The sequence below is a fragment of the Rhizobium sp. KNZ2-6A genome (assembly GCF_056755475.1).
The window spans coordinates 123,133-142,586 of record NZ_JBNDIC010000006.1 but is presented as its reverse complement, the minus strand read 5'-3'; the positions used below and the strand labels follow the sequence as shown (position 1 = coordinate 142,586).

Sequence of the window (19,454 nt, the reverse complement as noted above, 5' to 3'; positions counted from 1 at the left end):
ATGATCAAATTTGCGGGTCTTGGCCGTCTTGCCGCTGCAACCATTCTTCTCTCGGGCATTGCCTTCGGTTCCGTGAACGCGCAGGAAGTTTCCGAGGATCAGATCAAGGCTGCGCGCGCCGCGATCAATGCTCTTGGCATCACCAACCAGTTCGACAATATCCTGCCGAACCTGGCCGAGCAGCTGAAGAGCACGATGATCCAGGCAAACCCGAATTTCGGTGATGCGATCAACTCGACCGTCGATGCCACCGCTCTGGCGCTTGCTCCGCGTCGTGCCGACCTCGAGCGCGAAGCTGCCGTCACCTATGCCAAGGCCTTCTCCGCCGACGAGCTCAAGGCAATTGCCGATTTCTACAATTCGCCGGCCGGCAAGAAGCTTCTCAAGGATGGTCCGCTCGCCACCCGCGAGCTTTACAAGGCGGCCGACATCTGGAGCCAGGGTATTTCGCGCGATCTCGCGAAGCAGAGCAACGACGCTCTGCAGAAGGTCGTCAAGCAGCCCGTCGCAGCGCCGGACGCTGGTGCCGCCGCGGCGCAGCCCGCCCAGAAGCCCGCACCGAAGCAGTAAGCAGCGGTTTCCGGCCTCGGCCATTTTCGGCGCGAAGTCTCGCGTTTTCGGAACGATCGGCTGGAAGCTGCAAATTCGAAGCCCGGACAAGATCCGGGCTTTTCTTTTTGTATCGCGGCTCCCTATATGAGTGCGAACCCCCAATGATGCTTTTGCGCATGTTCATTTCGACAGGAGCCACCAATGCCTTCGTTTGATTTCGACCTTTTCGTGATTGGCGGCGGCTCCGGCGGCGTGCGCAGCGCGCGCGTCGCGGCTTCACTGGGCAAGAAGGTCGGCATCGCCGAGGAATATCGCTACGGCGGCACCTGCGTCATTCGCGGCTGCGTGCCGAAGAAACTGTTCGTCTACGCCTCGCAATATAGCGAGCATTTCGAGGATGCAGCCGGTTTCGGCTGGACGGTCGGCGAAAGCACATTCGACTGGAAGAAGCTGATCGAGGCGAAGGACAAGGAAATTGCCCGGCTCGAGGGCCTTTATCGCAAGGGGCTCGACAATGCCAAGGCCGAGATCTTCGATACCCGCGCCGAGCTGGTGGACGCCCACACGATCAAGCTTTTGAAGACCGACCAGACCGTCACGGCGGAAACTATCGTCATCGCCACCGGCGGCAGGCCGAACCTGCATACGGCGCTGCCGGGACACGAGCTCTGCATCTCCTCCAATGAAGCCTTCCATTTGAAGGAACTGCCGAAGTCGATCCTGATCGCCGGCGGCGGCTATATCGCCGTCGAGTTTGCCAATATCTTCCACGGCCTCGGCGTCGAGACGACATTGATCTATCGCGGTGCCGAGATCCTGTCGCGCTTCGACCAGGACCTGCGCAAGGGCCTGCATGAGGCAATGGAGGAAAAGGGCATCCGCATTCTTTGCCACGACATTATCACCAGCGTGGAGAAGGTGGAGAATGGGCTCAGAGTCCGAACCAAGAACGATAAGTCCCTGACGGTCGATACCGTCATGCTGGCGCTTGGCCGCACGCCGAATACCGAAAATCTAGGGCTCGAGGCAGCCGGCGTCGCAATCAACGAGCAGGGTGCAATTGTCGTCGACGAATATTCGCGCACCTCCGTTGCGAACATCTATGCTCTCGGCGATGTCACCGACCGGGTACAGTTGACGCCGGTCGCGATCCATGAGGCCATGTGCTTCATCGAGACCGTCTACAAGAACAATCCGACGCGGCCGGATCACGAGCTGATCCCGACGGCGGTCTTCTCGCAGCCGGAGATCGGCACGGTCGGATTGACCGAGGAAGAGGCGGCCAAGCGCTATCCGGAACTGGAAGTCTATCGCGCGCAGTTCCGGCCGATGAAGGCGACCCTTTCGGGCCGAGGTGAGAAGATGATCATGAAGCTGATCGTCAATGCCGCCGATCGCAAGGTGATCGGCGCGCATATTCTCGGCCACGATGCCGGCGAGATGGCGCAGCTTCTCGGCATTCCCGTGAAGGCCGGCTGCACCAAGGATGATTTCGACCGCACCATGGCCGTGCACCCGACGGCTTCCGAAGAATTGGTGACGATGTATTCGCCGAGCTATCGCATTCGCAACGGCGAGCGCGTGTAACCGCCCGGTTGGCGGCAGGTTATCGGCAGCGCCACAAAAGATCAGCACAGTAGTTTGCCCGCCTATGCAAGTGGGTGGCAAAGGTTTATAAGCGCGCGTTATTTATGACGACGGGACGCCCGGCCGAGACCGGGCGCACAAGCAGGTGAGTGAGATGGCACAGAATTGGACACCGAACAGTTGGCGGCAGAAACCGATCCAGCAGGTGCCGGATTTTCCGGACAATGCAGCGCTTGCAGACACGGAAGCGCAGCTTGCAAGCTATCCTCCGCTTGTTTTTGCCGGTGAAGCTCGTCGCCTGAAGGCACATCTTGCCAATGTCGCCGAGGGTAACGGTTTTCTGCTGCAGGGCGGCGATTGTGCCGAAAGCTTCGCGGAACACGGCGCCGATACGATCCGCGACTTCTTCCGCGCCTTCCTGCAGATGGCTGTCGTGCTGACGTTCGGCGCGCAGTTGCCGGTCGTCAAGGTCGGCCGCATTGCCGGCCAGTTCGCCAAGCCGCGCTCGTCGAACATCGAAACGCAGAACGGCGTCTCGTTGCCGAGCTACCGTGGTGACATCATCAACGGCATCGACTTCACCGAAGAGGCGCGCATTCCCAATCCGGAACGTCAGTTGATGGCTTACCGCCAGTCTGCCGCGACGTTGAACCTGCTGCGCGCTTTCGCCATGGGCGGCTACGCCAATCTCGAAAACGTGCAGAAGTGGATGCTCGGCTTCGTCAAGGACAGCCCGCAGGGCGAGCGCTATCGCAAGCTTGCCGATCGTATCGGCGAGACCATGGATTTCATGCGCGCGATCGGCATCACCGCCGAGAGCAATGCGAGCCTGCGCGAGACCGATTTCTTCACCAGCCACGAGGCACTGCTGCTTGGCTATGAAGAAGCCTTCACCCGCGTCGATTCCACGACCGGCGACTGGTACGCGACTTCGGGCCACATGCTCTGGATCGGCGACCGCACGCGCCAGGCCGACCATGCCCATGTCGAATATTTCCGCGGCATCAAGAATCCGATCGGCCTGAAGTGCGGTCCTTCGCTACAGGCGGACGATCTCATCAACTTGATCGACATCTTGAACCCTGAGAACGAAGCAGGCCGTCTGACGCTGATCTGCCGCTTCGGCCACGACAAGGTTGCCGACAACCTGCCGCGCCTCATCCGCGCCGTCGAGCGCGAAGGACGCAAGGTCGTCTGGTCCTGCGATCCGATGCACGGCAACACGATCACGCTCAACAACTACAAGACGCGTCCGTTCGAACGCATCCTGTCGGAAGTGGAAAGCTTCTTCCAGATCCACCGCGCCGAAGGCACGCATCCCGGCGGCATCCATATCGAGATGACCGGCAAGGACGTGACCGAATGCACGGGTGGCGCCCGCGCCGTCGGCGCCGAGGATCTGCAGGATCGCTACCACACGCATTGCGATCCGCGCCTCAACGCCGACCAGGCGCTCGAGCTTGCCTTCCTGCTCGCCGAGCGGATGAAGGGCGGCCGCGACGAAAAGCGCATGCGCGCTCACGGCTGAGTGAAGGCAGAGGTAACATTCATCAGACGGGCCGGCCTATCGCCGGCCCGTTTGCTTTTGTGGTCGGCGGATCAATCCGGTTGAAAGATGTTTCATTTCTTTGAGATTGACCCGGCGATCATTCTCGGGAAGGCTCCTCGGAAAAAGGGGAGCGACCATGACAGACGAACACAGCGGAGCCTGCCTTTGCGGCAGCGTACGTTTCAAGACGAGCGGCAAATTGCGTGAGGTGGTGGCCTGCCATTGTTCGCAATGCCGCAAGCAGACCGGGCTTTATTATGCCGCGACCAATGTGCCGATCGGCAGCCTCACGATCGAGGGCGAGGACGCGATCACCTGGTATCGCGCCAGCACATTCGCCCGCCGTGGCTTCTGCAAGACCTGCGGGTCGGCGCTGTTCTGGGCGGCTGATAGTGCCGATGAAATATCGATCATGGCAGGGCTCTTCGATCAGCCGAGCGATCTTGAGATCGCCTATCATATCTATTGCGCCGACAAGGGCGACTACTATGAGATCAGCGATGGACTGCCGCAGTATCGGCAAGGCCGGCCAGGGTTGCTGACGGCTGGCCCCTCCGACTGAGATTCAGATGCCGCTTTTTTCTGCAACCAGTTTGCTGAGCTTGGCGATTTCCTCCTTGACGACCGCAAGCTCCGTCAGCACCTGCATATCGATCTTCTGGTGCAGGGATAGCACTTCCAGTTCCGCCTTGAGATTGACTTCGTAATCCTTGGCGGCCTCGAAGCGGTCGCGTTCGGTCTGGCGGTTCTGCGACATCATGATGATCGGCGCCTGGATGGCGGCGAGCATGGAGAGGACGAGGTTCAGGAAGATGAAGGGGTAGGGGTCGAAGGCGCGGGTGGTGAGAAGAATGGTGTTGACGATGCACCAGAACGCCAAAAATACCAGAAAGGTGATGATAAAGGACCAGGAGCCGCCGACGCGGGCGATCCCGTCCGCCAGACGCTGCCCCGTGGAAGCTTCCGCCGAGAGGACCGCGTTGATGTCGGTGGATATGATTTTTCGCTCATGCGCCTTCTTGAGAACGCGCTTCTCGATGTCGCCGAGCTCGTCGGCCGTCTTGTCGAAATGCAGATGAACGAAATTGGGCAGGTTATACATGGGATGGCTCCAGGCTCTTAGTGGCATTGGGCGCAACTATTCGTACAGCGCGCAAAAATGCAACGATGGAAGAGCTTCGATCAACGGTGGGTCTAGCTGTTTTCTTGGCTGATCAGTTGCGCATGCGATGGGAAGAAGCGTTCCAAGCCCTGCTGCCGGCCGAACATCATGTCGAATTGCAGATAGCGATAATCGCGCATGATCGGATCGATATCCTGCTCCTTGCGCGCCCAATCGGGGAAAGCCTGATCGTCGCGCGTCGCCAGCTGGTAGCGGTCGACGATGCTGTATTTCTTCTGAACCCGGCCAAGGAAGCCCGTGTAGAAAGGATGCTCGTAGCCTGCGGTTTTCAACAGGTGATAGGGAAGCTGCGACGGGCTGATGGTGTCGATGTCCTCGCGGACGCCCTTCCTGCTCGACCAGACGACCAGCGGCGTCTCGTGTTCCTTCTTCATGATGTCGAGCGAGGCTTTCCGGGTTGCCACCTGCTGCGGCATATAGCCGATGTTTGGATAGACATTGCCGAGCGGCGGCAGATGATCGCCCCAGAGGACGATGATGGTTTCGCGCTCGCGTCTTTCCGCCCAGTCCATCAGCATTTTCAGGCTGCTGTCGGCTTCGCGCACGCCCTGCGCATAGGTGGCGAGCGTTTCGCGGTCGTCGTCGCTCAGATTGCCGCCGACATGCACGGTGTTCTCAGCGTAACGGTTGGCTTCGTAGGGGCCATGTCCCTGCAGGGTGACTGCGAAAAAGAAGAATGGGCGTTCGGCCGCGTCTCCCTCGCGCATGATCTCCTTCATAAGGGAATCGTCGGCCGCGAACATGCCGCGCTTGTCCATGGCCGGCAGGGTTTCCTCGGTATGAAACTCCTCGAAGCCGAAGGCGCGGTAGACCTCGTTGCGGTTCCAGAACCAGCCGCTGAAAGGGTGAAGCGCGCGCGCCATATAGCCTTCGCCGCGGAAGAAGGTGGCAAGCGACGGCAGCGGCCGACGCACATACTGCTGATAGGGAATGCTGCCATAGGGGAGGAAGGCATTGGAAAAGCCGGTCAGTGCTTCGAATTCGACATTGGCGGTCATGCCGCCGAATTCCGGCGAGAAGACATTTCCCGATTGCCTCGCACGGATCGTCGGCATCGGATCGGGCGTGAAGGCGACGTTGGAAAGCCGGGTCGGATCCCAGAGGGATTCGCTCATCAGCATGATGACGTCGGGTTTTTCGCGCGGACCGGAGAGATAGCCGTAGTTCCGCGCGGGTATGGCATCGATCGCGTTCGGCCCGTAACCGGCCGGTGACTTGACGTCGGCCATCGGCAGGTTGAGCGCGAAGGCGATGACGAAACCATTGTGATTATAGTTTTCGTTCTGATCCCAGACGATCGGAATGATGCCCAGCTTTTCCCGAATTAGGGAATATTGCGTCGGATCCATCTGCGAGACAAAGAGCGCCGTCAGCGGCAGGCAGACCGAAAGCCGGCCCATGCGCTCCCGCCGGGAAAGTGCGGCAGCATGCTTCCAGACATAGCGTCCGACCAAAGCGATGGCAGCCAGGCCGGCGATGATGCCGACGGCAAGTCCGACGGCGGTCCAGGGGCGGTCGCGCACCATGACGGGCATCAGTTCCATGATCTGTCGGGCGAAAAGGAAATCGGAGGGATAGAGCGGATCGGATAGAAAGTGCTGCTTCCGGCTGGAGATGAAGGCGGGAACGAGGAGCAGCGGCGTGACGACCAAAGCCGACAAATGCGCGCGCCCGACAAGAGCATCGAGGATCAGCATCGCCAGCATGCCGACACCGATCGTGGCGAGGCCGGGGCGGGACGGCGACATGAGATAGGACCAGACCGGCGTAAGCTCGCCGCGCGCGATCCATTCGACTGCCATGACGATGGACGAGGAGAAAAGCAACGTCAGCAGCAGGCTTAGAAGCAGCCGAAGAGGAGCGGACTTCTGCCTCGCTGCGCCGATCTTCTGGAAAAGGGCAAGCCTGCCCGATAGGGCGGACCCGATGACCAGCGTGACCAATGCCGCCTCCAAATGCTATAAACGTTCACATAATTGTCATGCTTCTGTCATGAATGACGGATGAACCGCAAGGTAGGCTTAGTATTTTTCCGTGAGGAAATACGACCTGTGCCCATTGCGCGATCTTTGATGCCTGCGGGCGGCGGAAGTCGGTTGCGGAAGGAGGATGCCATCGCTAAATGTATGGCATGACAGAGCAAAGCCCGATCACCAACACCATCCGTATCGCCGTCGCGCAGCTCAATCCGACGGTCGGTGACGTCTCCGGCAATCTCGCCAAGGCGCGTGAAGCGCGCGCCGAGGCGGCACGCGAAGGCGCGCAGATCGTCTTGCTGACCGAATTGTTCATTTCCGGCTATCCGCCGGAAGACCTCGTGTTGAAGCCGGCCTTCATCCGCTCCTGCTGGAAAGCGGTGGAAAGCCTCGCAGCCGATACCGCTGATGGCGGCCCCGGCGTCATCATCGGTTTTCCCCGGCAGGATGAGACCGGCCGCTATAATTCGATTGCCGTGCTCGACGGCGGCAAGGTGATCGCGGTTCGCGACAAGGTGGACCTGCCCAACTACGGCGAGTTCGATGAAAAGCGCGTCTTCGACCAGGGTGCCATGCCCGGCCCGGTCAATTTCCGTGGCGTACGGCTGGGTATCCCGATTTGCGAGGATATCTGGGGTGAACTCGGCGTCTGCGAGACGCTGGCCGAAAGCGGCGCGGAAATCCTACTGTCGCCGAACGGCTCGCCCTATTATCGCGGCAAGGTCGATGTGCGCCATCAGGTGGTGCTGAAGCAGGTTATCGAGACCGGTCTGCCGATGATCTATGCCGCCCAGCTCGGCGGCCAGGACGAGCTGGTTTTTGATGGCGCGAGCTTCGGCTTCAATGCCGACCGGACGCTGGCCTTCCAGATGAGCCAGTTCGAAACCGCGCTGACGGTGACGACCTGGAAGAAGAATGGCGACGGCTGGCATTGCGCCGAAGGTCCGAAGGCGCATATTCCGGAGGGCGAGGAAGCCGACTATCGCGCCTGCCTGCTGGGTTTCCGCGACTATGTGAACAAGAACGGCTTCAAATCGGTCGTGCTCGGCCTCTCCGGCGGCATCGACTCGGCGATCTGCGCCGCGATTGCCGTCGATGCGCTCGGTGAGGAGCGTGTGCGCACCGTTATGCTGCCCTATCGCTATACGTCGCAGGATTCGTTGAAGGATGCGGCCGATTGCGCCAAGGCGCTCGGCTGCCGCTACGATATCGTGCCGATCGAAGATCCCGTCACCGGCTTCACCTCGGCTTTGTCCGATCTCTTCGAAGGCACAGAAAGCGGCATCACCGAGGAAAACCTGCAGAGCCGCGCCCGAGGCACCATCCTGATGGCGATCTCCAACAAGTTCGGTTCGATGGTGGTGACGACGGGCAACAAGTCGGAAATGTCTGTTGGATACGCCACGCTCTATGGCGACATGAACGGCGGCTTCAATCCGATCAAGGATCTCTACAAGATGCAGGTCTATGCGCTGTCGCGCTGGCGCAACCTGCATGTGCCGCCGGGCGCGCTCGGCCCGTCGGGCGAGGTGATCCCTTACAACATCATCGACAAAGCGCCTTCAGCCGAACTGAGGCCGAACCAGACGGACCAGGATTCGCTTCCGCCCTATCCAGCGCTCGACGATATCCTCGAATGCCTCGTGGAAAAGGAAATGTCGGTCGAAGAGATCGTGGCGCGCGGCCATGATGTCGCGACCGTGCATCGCGTCGAACATCTGCTTTATCTTGCGGAATATAAGCGTCGGCAGTCGGCGCCGGGCGTGAAGATCACCAAGAAGAATTTCGGTCGCGACCGTCGCTATCCGATCACCAACCGGTTCCGCGATCGCTGATCGCGGCATCCAACGGCAAGGGGAGGGAGAATGCGCAGCTCGGTCGAGATCTATAATATTCGCACCGGCGAGAACCGGGTGGTCTGGCAAACGGACCAGCTGATCGAGGCGCCGAACTATTCGCCCGACGGCCGCTATCTGCTGCTGAATGGCGACGGGCTGCTCTACCGACTGCCGTTGGATGGGGGCGGCATCGTCCAAGTCGATACCGGCTTTGCGACCCAGTGCAACAACGATCACGGCATTTCCCCGGATGGGTCGCTGATCGCGATTTCCGACAAGACGCAGCACGGCAAGTCCTGCATCTATGTTCTGCCGGCCGAGGGCGGCACACCGAGGCAAGTGACGACCAATCTGCCGTCCTACTGGCACGGCTGGTCGCCGGACGGGAAGCGCTTCTCCTATTGCGGCATCCGCAACAACGTTTTCGATATCTATACGATCTCGATCGATGGTGGTGAAGAGACGCGACTGACGCATGGCGAGGGCCGCAATGACGGGCCTGACTATTCGGCCGACGGGCAATGGATCTATTTCAATTCGAGCCGTACCGGCCTGATGCAGATCTGGCGCGTCCATCCTGACGGCTCCGGCCTGCAGCAACTCACCGACGACAATTACGGCAACTGGTTTGCGCATCCGTCGCCCAAGAACGACAAGGTCGTGCTGATCTCCTACGATCCTGACGTCTTCGATCATCCTCGCGATCTCAACGTGCGAATGCGATTGATGGACATGGATGGCGGCAATCTCACGACGCTGTTCGAGCTCTTCGGCGGGCAGGGATCGATCAATGTGCCGAACTGGTCACCGGATGGTGATTCCTTCGCCTATGTGCGATACGAGCCGGCCTGATCTGGACAGATTGCAACCGGCGCTATAGATCTGGATGCGTTCGCAGGGCGCATCCGATCCGCGGGAAGGGCAAGGCCCACCTGATGCATGTAGAATGAGACTGCCACACCTCTTTTCAGTCTGTGGGCGCGGATACCGGACGTAAATGGAAGGAGGTCTATCGTGACCACGCGCTCTTTGGCGAGCACAGCCACTCTCGATTCCCTGAAAAAGCAGGCCAAGTCTTTCCTCAAGGCCGTACAAGCCGGCGACGCCTCGGCTCGCAGTCGCGTTACACCTTATTTTGCCGATATCGCCAGCGTCGGGCTCCAGGACATTCAGCTGGTTCTTGCTCGCGAATTCGGCTTTTCGAGCTGGACCAAACTCAAGGCGCATATCGAAAGTGGCGATCGCAAGCAGGTTTCGCCCGATCAGCTCGTCAACCGTTTCCTGTCGCTGGCGACGGTTTCCTATTTCGCCAATATTCCGGCCGATCCCGCGCGGTTCGATGAGGCACTGGAGCTCCTGGAAGCGAATCCGGAGCTTGCCGGAGAAAGCATTTACGTCGCCGCCGCGCTCGGCGATGCCGACGGCGTAGGTCGCTGGCTCGATCGCCAGCCGCAGCTTCTCGACCGCAAGGGCGGGCCGCATGATCTGACCCCGCTGATGTATGCAGCCTATGCCCGCGTGCCCGGCCGCTCCAGCCTGCCGGCGGCGCGCGAGCTGGTCAGGCGTGGCGCCGACGTCAACGCCTTCTTCCTCGATGCCGGACAGTATCGGTTCACCGTTCTGACCGGCGTCTTCGGTGAGGGCGAGGCGGGAAAAGTCCGCCAGCCACAGCATCCGGAGTGCGAGGCTTTCGCGCGGCTGCTGCTGGAAGCGGGTGCCGAGGCCAATGACAGCCAGGCGCTCTATAACCGCATGTTCGAGCCGGACAATACCTGCCTGAAACTGCTGCTGGAATACGGTTTGTCTGCGACAGATATCAACAATTGGCTGGTGCGCGAGGACGGCGGGTTTGTTGCGAACTCGCAGACCGTCTTCGATTATCAGCTGGCATGGGCGCTGGAACATCGCATGGGCGAGCGGGTGCGCCTGCTGGTGGAGCACGGGGCGGATGTTAGCAGACCGGTCAACGGTAGGACGCCTTACGAATGGGCGCGGCTTGGTGGCGACAGCAAACTGGCGGCATATCTCGTGCAGAAGGGTGCGGTGGCCGTTCGTCTGAAGCCGGAGGATTGGGTCTATATCCAAATACACCTGAAGCCCCGCCAAAAGGCGGGCGATCCGGCGGTAGCCACCAAGCACATGGCGTCATTCGTCAAGCACATAAAGAGACTTGCGGGCGATGGTGATATTGCCGCTACGATGCGCAAGGCCCATCCCGCCATGCTCCACGACGCTGCCGGGGAAAACGACCTTGAAGCGGTCCGTCGGATGCTGGCTTTGGGGCTCGACGTCAACGCCATGACCAGCCGCACGCCGCTGCATGAGGCAGCTCTTCACGGTCATATCGACATGGCGAAACTGCTGATCGAGCATGGGGCCGATACCGCCATTCGCGATCCCAATTTTCACGCGCCGGCAATCGGCTGGGCGGAATATAATGACAAGCTGGAGATGGTCGAGTTTCTGAAGGCCTATCCGCTCGATGTTTTCGCGGCGGCTGCCTACGCTCAACTCGACCAGTTGGCTGAAATTCTCGCCAAGCATCCCGAGCAGCTGAACATACCCTTCGGTGATTTCCGCCCTCGCGGGCAGCCTTCCGACCGCGATTGGATGACGCCTCTCGGCTTCGCCATTGTCAACGGGCGAGCCGAGGCTGTGCGCCTCCTGGTGGAGCATGGTGCGGATCGCTCGATCAGGGACGCGTCCGGACGGTCTTATCGCGATCTCGCGGAGGAAGACGGAGACGAAGTTATTATTTCGCTCCTGCGCCAGCGCGGAGTTGCCGGGAAATAAAACGACGAAACGGTTGGGCCGCCATTTGAGACACCCGGCTGCTTATTGCGCCGGCTGCGGGCCAGCTGCCTTCGGATGCTTGAGGTCTATGCTGCCTTGGTCGGTCGCAAGGAATTGCGGCCCGACCTGGCGGACCTTGTTGGCCGAGGGATCGTAGGGACGGTCCGGCGGAAACTGTTGCGGCGCGGCTTGCGTCACCATTGGCGCTTTTGCCGCCGGCGCCTGCTTCTGCTCAAGGCTGGAGTTCTTCTGGAGCCTCGGTGTTTCGATGACCGTAACAGAGCTTTCCGGCTTGGCCAGGGACTGCTCCTGTGGCGCGTAGGCATCCAGCTTCGTGTGGGTATCGATGACGATATCCGGTGTTGCCGAAGCCGGAAGGCTGCAGCCGTTCCGCTGCATCGCATCCAGCAATTGCCGTCGCTGCATGGCGACGGCATCGACGCGGCCAACGCTTTCCTCGCGTTGATCCATCAGCGCGGCGAGATCGTCCCGCATCTGCTTCAGAGACATTCGCTTGTCGTCGCAGGCGCCCTGATTATCCTCACCGCCGAACGGCGCGTCATCATCCTCCACGCAGCCCTGGTTGCGCAGATCGCTCCTCGTCTGGCGGATCAACAGGTTCTGCTGCACGATGGCGCGCGAGAGCTGGCGTGTTTCCTGGCTCGCGCCGATCACTTCATCGATGTCCACATAGCGGCCGCGCAACTCGTCACAGAAATTCACTTGCGCAACACTCGGTGTGGCTGTCAGCAAGGACAGCAGGGCAACGGAAAAAAGGTTTGTGCCGCGGTTCACGGTTCTGCTCTCGAAAGCGGTTCGACGTCGCTCAAGATTACACGCTGCAGCTTAACAACATATCCATGAAATCACAGGGATTTTGAGAGGATTTTGATGAAATTGCAGCCCGCAGCCGCCCGAGACGGCTGCGGGGATTTTGCCTGGAGCATCCGGTGTTAGACTAGCTGCGATGCCTCGACCACGGCCAGAGCCGCCATGTTGACCACGCCGCGGGATGTGACCGACGGCGAGAGAATGTGGGCCGGAAGCGCTGTGCCGAGCAGGATCGGGCCGACATGCAGGCCGTCGGTCATGGTTTTGACCACGCCGAGCGTGATGTTGGCGGCATCGAGGTTCGGGAAGACGAGCAGGTTGGCCTCGCCGGAGAGCGCGCTGTCCGGCATGACGTGGCGGCGCAGGCTTTCGGAAATGGCGCTGTCGCCATGCATTTCGCCGTCGACTTCCAGTTCCGGTGCGGCGGCACGAACGAGCGCCAGCGCATCGCGCATCTTGGTGGCGCTTTCCGATTCCCGCGAGCCGAAGTTGGAATGTGAAACCAGAGCGGCGCGCGGCTCGATGCCGAAGCGCTTGATTTCCTCCGCTGCGAGGACGGCCGATTCCGCGATTTCCTCGGCGGTCGGATTAAACGTCACATAGGTATCGGTGTAGAAGGTAGCGCCGCGCTGCGAGATGAGCAGGCTCAGTGCCGAGAAATCCCGAACGTCAGGCCGCTTGCCGATGATCTGCCGGACGATGCGCAGATGGCGCTCGTAACGGCCTTCCAGGCCGCAGATCAGCGCATCGGCTTCGCCGCGCTTCAGGGCAAGCGCGCCGATCACGGTCGCGTTGGTACGGACGATCGTGCGCGCTGCCTCGGGAATGACGCCGGCGCGGCCGACGAGCGAGAAGTAGAGATCGACATATTCGCGGAAGCGCGGATCGTCTTCCGGATTGATGACGGCGAAATCGGTATGCGGGCGGATCTTCAGGCCGTAGCGCTTCAGGCGGGTTTCGATGACCGATGGACGGCCGATGAGGATCGGGACGGCGGTGCCTTCCTCAAGCAGGACCTGGGCGGCGCGCAGCACGCGCTCGTCTTCGCCTTCGGAGAAGACGACGCGCTTGCGTTCCGCGATCTTCGCGGCCGCGAAGATCGGCTTCATGATGAAGCCGGAGCGGAAGACGAAGCGGTTGAGTTCGTCCATATAGGCGTCGAAATCGGTGATCGGGCGCAGTGCCACGCCACTGTCGGCGGCGGCCCTCGCCACAGCCGGCGCGATGCGCAGGATGAGGCGCGGATCGAAGGGCGAGGGGATCAGGTAGTTCGGCCCGAAGACCAGCGTTTCGCCGGTATAGGCGCGGGCGGCGACATCGGAAGGCTCTTCGCGGGCGAGAGCGGCGATGGCGCGCACGGCGGCCATCTTCATCTCTTCATTGATCGTCTTGGCGCCGCAATCCAGCGCGCCGCGGAAGATGTAGGGGAAGCAGAGAACGTTATTGACCTGGTTCGGGAAATCCGAACGGCCAGTGCAGATCATGGCGTCCGGGCGGGCGGCGCGGGCAAGATCCGGCATGATTTCCGGTGTCGGGTTGGCGAGTGCCATGATTAGCGGCTTTTCCGCCATCTGCTCGAGAAGTTCGGGCTTCAGCACGCCAGCGGCGGACAGGCCGAGGAAGACATCGGCGCCGGGAATGGATTCGGCCAGCACACGCTTGTCGCTGTCCTGCGCATAGACCGATTTCCACTCGTCCATCAGGACGTTGCGGTCCTTGTAGACCAGGCCCTCGATATCGTGGACCCAGATGTTCTCGCGCCTGGCGCCGAGTATGACGAGCAGGTTGAGGCAGGCGAGGGCCGCGGCACCCGCGCCGGAGGCGACGATCTTGACCTCTTCGATCTTCTTGCCGGCCAGCTCCAGCCCGTTGAGGATGGCGGCGGCGACGATGATGGCCGTGCCGTGCTGATCGTCGTGGAAAACAGGGATTTCCATCTTCTCGCGCAGGCGGCGCTCGACGTCAAAGCATTCCGGCGCCTTGATGTCCTCAAGGTTGATGCCGCCGAAGGTCGGCTCGAGCGCCGAAATCGTGTTGACCATCTCATCGACTGTAGGCGCTGCAATTTCGATATCGAAGACATCGATGCCGGCGAATTTCTTGAAGAGAACGGCCTTGCCTTCCATGACCGGCTTGGACGCGAGCGGGCCGATATTGCCGAGGCCGAGTACGGCGGTGCCGTTCGAAATCACGGCCACCAGATTGGCGCGGGACGTATAGTCGGCTGCCGTCTCGGGATTGTCACGGATAGCGATGCAGGGGGCGGCGACGCCGGGAGAATAGGCAAGCGCCAGATCGCGCTGATTGCCCAGCGGCTTGGTGGCTTGAATTTCCAGCTTGCCGGGGCGGGGATAGCGATGGAAATAAAGAGCCTGATCGTCGAAACTGCCGCTCGGCATGTTCTTGGCTGCTTTCGAAGTGTCGTTCGTATCCAACTCGCGTCTCCATTCCTGCCTGCGCTAGAGTCCCCTCCATACATCAATCGCTTCGGCTTCACAGTATGCATTTGATGCTCTCGCGCGTTTTTGTCGTGGCAAAGCCCGGATTGCCCGGCTCGATAAGGCGCGAGACACAGCGTTTGTCATCTTCCTGAAACACGAGTCTGGTTTTGGAATAGCTAAGGTAGATAGGGCACGGACTTAGAAGTTCGTGAATGAAAACATGGACACCCGGCGATTCCGAACGCTGTTCATTTCTGACGTGCACCTGGGCTCGAAGGCCGCCAAGGCGGACTACCTGCTCGACTTTCTCCGTCACCACGAGGCCGATACCATCTTCCTGGTCGGCGATATCGTCGATGGCTGGCGCCTCAAGCGCAACTGGTACTGGCCGCAGGATTGTAACGACGTCGTGCAAAAGCTCCTGCGCAAGGCGCGCAAGGGCACCCGGATCGTCTACATTCCCGGCAATCACGACGAATTCCTGCGCGATTTCCCCGGCATGCATTTCGGCGGTATCGAGGTGGCACAGCGCGCCATGCATGAAGCGGCCGACGGCAAGAAGTATCTCGTCCTGCATGGCGACGAATTCGACGTCGTCGTGCGCAACGCCCGCCTGCTCGCCTATCTCGGCGACTGGGCCTATGACATGGCTATCCTGATCAATGTCGGTCTTGCCGCGGTGCGCCGCCGCCTGAATATGCCCTACTGGTCGTTCTCGGCCTGGGCGAAACTGCAGGTGAAACATGCCGTCAACTTCATCGGCGAGTTCCAGCGTGTCGTTGCCGAGGAAGCCAAACGCAACGATGCCGATGGTGTCATTTGCGGCCATATCCACCATGCGGTCATCGAGGATCTCGACGGCGTGCGCTATATCAATACCGGCGACTGGGTGGAAAGCTGCACGGCGATCGCCGAGCATGAGGACGGCACGTTCGAGCTCATCACTTGGCGGAGCATTCTCGAGACGCAGCCGGCCGGCTTGCCTGTCGAGGACATGCCGCAGCCGCTCGGTGCTCAGGCGGCCTGAGTCACGTCTTTTCACGGGCTTGATAATGGCCTGTCATAATTATTGATCGTCGCGGAACGCCGAAGCTTCGGATTTATCCGAAACGTTACGGTTTTGGCCATTTCTCGCCATAGTCGTATTCTCGATAGCATGATAGGGACAAATCAGTTCCCTTCAGGTCTGTCATGATTCCCGCCATCAAATCCTTCCAGGGCGAGGGTGCGCCCCCTTATTTCCGCCTGCGCACCGCCTTGTCCTATTGCGCGCCGTTGTTCGTGAACGGAATTGCCCTGCCGTTCTTTCCCGTCTGGTTGGCGGGGCTGAATTTCAGCGATCACGAGATCGGTCTCGTAATCGCGATCCCCATGGTCGTACGCGTGCTGGTGACGCCCGTCATCGCCGTGCTCGCGGATCATATGACGGAGCGTGCCGATGTGTTGCTGTGGTCCGGCGCCCTGTCGCTTTTGACGGCGATCGCGCTCTACTGGACGAGCGACTTCTGGCCGGTGCTTCTGGTCTATGGCATCCAGGGCGCAACCTATGCGCCATATGTGCCCGTGGTGGAGTCGATCGCCATGTCGGGCGTGCGCCGCTGGGGCTTCGACTATGGCTCGATGCGCGTGTGGGGATCGATCACATTCATCCTGTCGACCCTTCTCGGCGGTCAATTGATCGGCATGTGGGGCGGACCGACCGTATTGCCTGTCATGGTGGCAGGTTTCATTTTGACGACGCTGATGGGCCTGTTTGCTCCACGCATCGGGCCGACGCGCCACCGCAACCAGCCGATCAACCTGCAGCCGCCGACCGGAAACCTGCGTTCCCCGCAATTGCTCGTCACCATGATCGGGGTATCGATCCAGCAGTCGAGCCATGCGATGCTCTATACGTTCGCGTCGATCTATTGGCGCAAGCTGGGTTTTTCCGGCGCGGAGATCGCCGTTCTCTGGAGTGTCGGCGTTGCGACGGAGGTGATGGTCTTCTTCCTCTCGAAAAAGCTGAGCCGGCGGTTCAGCGCGTGGACGCTGATCTTTTTCGGTTCGTCCATGTGCATCCTGCGCTGGGTTTTGTTTCCGATCAATCTTGGTTTCATGGGCTATTTCGTGCTGCAGTGCTTTCATTCCTGCACCTTTGCCTGCGTCCATACCGGCATCCAGCGACGGATCGTCGCCACGGTCCATGAAACGCAGGAGTCGTCGGCTCAGGGTGCCTATTATTTCTATAACGGCATGTTCCTCGGCCTGATGACGCTGGCATCCGGCTATCTCTATGCCTGGCTGGATCTCGAAAGCTATTACGTCATGGCCGGGATTGCCGCTTTCGGCCTAGGCATGGTCATTTTCGCCTATGGGCTGCGGGCCGGGAAGCCGGCGATGGGCGGTGGCGCTCACGGCGTGTCCTAACGCGACGCAACAAATTCATTTGGATATCAAAAAGCCGTGACATATGTTGGCGCCGGCGCGAGATGGAGATTCCTTGCCTACTGCATAATTCCTTAGATCGGTATCGATTTAAGGATAAAATTATGCAGCAGATTTAAAGTGCTACAGCGACCTTTGCGCGTCATATTTGACGCGCGGCGCTGTAGTCGGTGTATTAAGCATCGACCATGCGGGCTCTCTGAGTCGGCGTATGTTGTGCCAGATCTGAAAGACGCGTGAATTTGAAAGCGGCCGAACAAAAGTCCGATGCACCGAGGATCGATGATGCGCCCGAAGGCGCGGGTCATCGCTATCGGCTGGAAGGTAATTGGCGTAGCGCCAATGTGCACGGCGTGCTGCGGCAGATCGAGCAGCTGTCGAAGCGCAGCTCCGGCGGCGAAGTCGTGATCGACGTCTCCGGTCTTTCGGATGTCGACACGGCGGGTGCGCTGCTGATCCGCCGGCTCAAGGAAAGCCAGGAAGCACATAAGGCTCGCGTCACAATCGAAGGCTCCAATCCGCATATCGACGAATTGCTGACGGCATTCGATGAAGATCCCGACGCGGAAACCGGGGAGCCGAAGCAGAAGGCATCCCTGGCGGAGCGGATTCTCGCGCCGATCGGCAAGAGCGTCTATGAGATCTGGGGCAATCTTGTCGCCGCCATGTACATATTGGGTTCGGCCGTGCGCGGTGCGCAGCTCAAATTCGGGCGCGGCAGCGGCGTTTCGCCGGCTTCGATCGTCAACCAGATCGATCACATGGCGGTGCGCGCCGTACCGATCATCCTGCTGATGTCATCGCTGATCGGCGCCATCATCGCGCAGCAGGGCGCTTTTCAGCTACGCTATTTCGGCGCCGAAGTCTTCGTCGTCGATCTGGTCGGCATCCTGCAATTGCGCGAAATCGGCGTGCTTTTGACCGCAATCATGATTGCCGGCCGCTCCGGCAGTGCTATCACTGCGGAAATCGGCTCGATGAAGATGCGCGAGGAAGTCGATGCGCTGAAGGTCATGGGCCTGAACCCCATCGGCGTGCTCATTTTCCCGCGGCTGGTGGCGTTGACGGTGGCTTTGCCCTTGCTGACGGTCCTTGCCAACTTCGCTTCGCTTTTTGGCGCCGCGATGGTCGCCTGGGGCTATTCCGGCATCACCTTTGCGACGTTCATCTCCCGCCTGCACGAGGCCATCAGCCTGTCGACGGTCATTTCGGGCATGATCAAGGCGCCGTTCATGGCGCTGGTCATCGGCATCGTCGCGGCCGTCGAGGGATTGAAGGTGGGAGGCAGTGCCGAATCCCTTGGCCAGCACGTGACCTCGTCAGTGGTGAAGTCGATCTTCGTCGTCATTCTGATGGACGGGCTCTTCGCCATGTTCTACGCAGCAATCGATTTCTGAGGAATGGCAGGGATGAGCGCGCTTCACTCGGAAATTCCGCTGCAGAAAGATGAACACGGCCGCGATATCGTGCTGTCGGCACGGGATGTCACCGTCGGTTTCGGATCGAAAGTCGTCCTCGATAAATTGAACCTGAATATTTATCGCGGCGAGATTCTGGGTTTCGTCGGCGCTTCCGGCGCAGGCAAGTCGGTGCTGCTGCGCACGGTGCTGCGGCTGCTGCCGCGTCGCTCGGGCAAGATCGAGATCCTCGGTGAGGACTATGACACGCTCTCGGAGCCGGAGCGAAACCAGCTCGATATGCGGCTTGGCGTCCTCTTCCAGCAGGGCGCATTGTTTTCCTCCCTGACGGTGAAGGAAAACATTCAGGTGCCGATGCGGGAATATCTGGACCTGCCGCAGGAGATGATGGACGAGCTGGCGCTGATGAAGATCCGCATGGTGGGTCTCGCCGCGGATGCCGCCGACAAATATCCTTCGGAGCTTTCCGGCGGCATGATCAAGCGCGCAGCACTTGCGAGAGCCCTGGCGCTCGATCCGGACCTCGTTTTCCTCGACGAGCCGACGTCCGGCCTCGATCCGATCGGTGCCACCGAATTTGACGAGCTGATCGCCAGGCTGCGCGACACGCTCGGCCTGACCGTTTATATGGTGACTCACGACCTCGACAGCCTGTTTTCCGTCTGCGACCGTATTGCTGTCCTCGGACAGAAGCGGGTATTGGTGGAAGGTACGGTTGAGGACATGCTCGCCTGCGATGACCCCTGGGTGCAATCCTACTTCAGGGGCAAGCGCGCACGTTCGATCGTGCCGCGGGAAGACATCAGGGGGCACAACGACGACAAAGGCGCAAGCGCCAACGGCCGCGAGAAGTGACTGG

At 60.3% G+C, this 19,454-nt stretch carries 15 protein-coding genes; 11 read left to right on the top strand and 4 right to left on the bottom strand.

All coding sequences use genetic code 11. From position 1 onward, the window contains the following. The 4 genes from ACPYOP_RS06795 (at window position 1) to ACPYOP_RS06780 (ending at window position 4,250) form a co-directional block, all read left to right on the top strand. Window positions 1-570: a DUF2059 domain-containing protein gene (locus ACPYOP_RS06795; protein WP_481409625.1), complete on the top strand. Its 570-nt coding sequence runs from the start codon at window positions 1-3 to the stop codon at window positions 568-570. Between the two features lie 183 nt (window positions 571-753). Continuing rightward, window positions 754-2,139 carry a glutathione-disulfide reductase gene (gene gor / locus ACPYOP_RS06790; protein WP_481409624.1) on the top strand — a complete coding sequence of 462 codons (1,386 nt, stop codon included), beginning with the start codon at window positions 754-756 and terminating at the stop codon, window positions 2,137-2,139. 154 nt (window positions 2,140-2,293) lie between these two features. After that, window positions 2,294-3,667 carry a class II 3-deoxy-7-phosphoheptulonate synthase gene (locus tag ACPYOP_RS06785; protein WP_481409623.1) on the top strand — a complete coding sequence of 458 codons (1,374 nt, stop codon included), beginning with the start codon at window positions 2,294-2,296 and terminating at the stop codon, window positions 3,665-3,667. A gap of 157 nt (window positions 3,668-3,824) precedes the next feature. Further along, window positions 3,825-4,250: a GFA family protein gene (locus ACPYOP_RS06780; protein WP_481409622.1), complete on the top strand. Its 426-nt coding sequence runs from the start codon at window positions 3,825-3,827 to the stop codon at window positions 4,248-4,250. Between the two features lie 3 nt (window positions 4,251-4,253). Here ACPYOP_RS06780 and ACPYOP_RS06775 read toward each other — a convergent pair whose 3' ends face one another. Continuing rightward, window positions 4,254-4,790: a DUF1003 domain-containing protein gene (locus ACPYOP_RS06775; RefSeq protein WP_481409621.1), complete on the bottom strand. Its 537-nt coding sequence runs from the start codon at window positions 4,788-4,790 to the stop codon at window positions 4,254-4,256. Window positions 4,791-4,882: 92 nt separating this feature from the next. Then, complete coding sequence (locus ACPYOP_RS06770) at window positions 4,883-6,814, bottom strand: LTA synthase family protein (protein ID WP_481409620.1); 1,932 nt, start codon at window positions 6,812-6,814, stop codon at window positions 4,883-4,885. 188 nt (window positions 6,815-7,002) lie between these two features. On the opposite strand from ACPYOP_RS06770, the gene ACPYOP_RS06765 reads away from it, so the two are divergent. From ACPYOP_RS06765 to ACPYOP_RS06755, 3 genes are all read left to right on the top strand, one after another. Then, entirely contained in the window at window positions 7,003-8,682 is a 1,680-nt protein-coding gene (locus tag ACPYOP_RS06765; protein WP_481409681.1) for an NAD+ synthase, read from the top strand. Window positions 8,683-8,712: 30 nt separating this feature from the next. Next, window positions 8,713-9,537, top strand: a complete 825-nt coding sequence (locus ACPYOP_RS06760) for a TolB family protein (RefSeq protein WP_481409619.1) — start codon at window positions 8,713-8,715, stop codon at window positions 9,535-9,537. A 162-nt stretch (window positions 9,538-9,699) separates the two neighbouring features. Then, the gene (locus tag ACPYOP_RS06755) at window positions 9,700-11,478 is read left to right on the top strand and encodes an ankyrin repeat domain-containing protein (protein WP_481409618.1); all 1,779 of its coding nucleotides are present in this window, start codon (window positions 9,700-9,702) and stop codon (window positions 11,476-11,478) included. A 42-nt stretch (window positions 11,479-11,520) separates the two neighbouring features. On the opposite strand, the gene ACPYOP_RS06750 is transcribed toward ACPYOP_RS06755, so the two are convergent. Continuing rightward, window positions 11,521-12,273 (bottom strand): hypothetical protein, encoded by a 753-nt coding sequence (locus ACPYOP_RS06750; protein WP_481409617.1) that lies wholly within the window; start codon window positions 12,271-12,273, stop codon window positions 11,521-11,523. Between the two features lie 158 nt (window positions 12,274-12,431). Beyond that, window positions 12,432-14,708 (bottom strand): NADP-dependent malic enzyme, encoded by a 2,277-nt coding sequence (locus tag ACPYOP_RS06745; RefSeq protein WP_481409680.1) that lies wholly within the window; start codon window positions 14,706-14,708, stop codon window positions 12,432-12,434. A 262-nt stretch (window positions 14,709-14,970) separates the two neighbouring features. Here ACPYOP_RS06745 and ACPYOP_RS06740 point away from each other — a divergent pair, with 262 nt between their 5' ends. The 4 genes from ACPYOP_RS06740 to ACPYOP_RS06725 all read left to right on the top strand — a co-directional run bounded on the left by ACPYOP_RS06740 (window position 14,971) and on the right by ACPYOP_RS06725 (window position 19,450). Continuing rightward, complete coding sequence (locus ACPYOP_RS06740; RefSeq protein ID WP_481409616.1) at window positions 14,971-15,777, top strand: UDP-2,3-diacylglucosamine diphosphatase; 807 nt, start codon at window positions 14,971-14,973, stop codon at window positions 15,775-15,777. Between the two features lie 164 nt (window positions 15,778-15,941). Next, entirely contained in the window at window positions 15,942-17,159 is a 1,218-nt protein-coding gene (locus ACPYOP_RS06735) for an MFS transporter (RefSeq protein WP_481409615.1), read from the top strand. A gap of 260 nt (window positions 17,160-17,419) precedes the next feature. Next, complete coding sequence (locus ACPYOP_RS06730) at window positions 17,420-18,574, top strand: MlaE family lipid ABC transporter permease subunit (RefSeq protein WP_481409679.1); 1,155 nt, start codon at window positions 17,420-17,422, stop codon at window positions 18,572-18,574. Between the two features lie 12 nt (window positions 18,575-18,586). Beyond that, window positions 18,587-19,450, top strand: coding sequence for an ABC transporter ATP-binding protein (locus ACPYOP_RS06725; protein WP_481409614.1), 864 nt, complete (start codon window positions 18,587-18,589; stop codon window positions 19,448-19,450). The last annotated feature ends 4 nt before the right edge of the window (window positions 19,451-19,454 follow it).

Coding starts and splice junctions, on each gene's coding strand:
- ACPYOP_RS06795 (WP_481409625.1), top strand. CDS start 1: ATGATCAAATTTGCGGGTCTTGGCCGTCTTGCCGCTGCAACCATTCTT.
- gor (WP_481409624.1), top strand. CDS start 754: ATGCCTTCGTTTGATTTCGACCTTTTCGTGATTGGCGGCGGCTCCGGC.
- ACPYOP_RS06785 (WP_481409623.1), top strand. CDS start 2,294: ATGGCACAGAATTGGACACCGAACAGTTGGCGGCAGAAACCGATCCAG.
- ACPYOP_RS06780 (WP_481409622.1), top strand. CDS start 3,825: ATGACAGACGAACACAGCGGAGCCTGCCTTTGCGGCAGCGTACGTTTC.
- ACPYOP_RS06775 (WP_481409621.1), bottom strand. CDS start 4,790: ATGTATAACCTGCCCAATTTCGTTCATCTGCATTTCGACAAGACGGCC.
- ACPYOP_RS06765 (WP_481409681.1), top strand. CDS start 7,003: ATGACAGAGCAAAGCCCGATCACCAACACCATCCGTATCGCCGTCGCG.
- ACPYOP_RS06760 (WP_481409619.1), top strand. CDS start 8,713: ATGCGCAGCTCGGTCGAGATCTATAATATTCGCACCGGCGAGAACCGG.
- ACPYOP_RS06745 (WP_481409680.1), bottom strand. CDS start 14,708: ATGCCGAGCGGCAGTTTCGACGATCAGGCTCTTTATTTCCATCGCTAT.
- ACPYOP_RS06740 (WP_481409616.1), top strand. CDS start 14,971: ATGGACACCCGGCGATTCCGAACGCTGTTCATTTCTGACGTGCACCTG.
- ACPYOP_RS06735 (WP_481409615.1), top strand. CDS start 15,942: ATGATTCCCGCCATCAAATCCTTCCAGGGCGAGGGTGCGCCCCCTTAT.
- ACPYOP_RS06725 (WP_481409614.1), top strand. CDS start 18,587: ATGAGCGCGCTTCACTCGGAAATTCCGCTGCAGAAAGATGAACACGGC.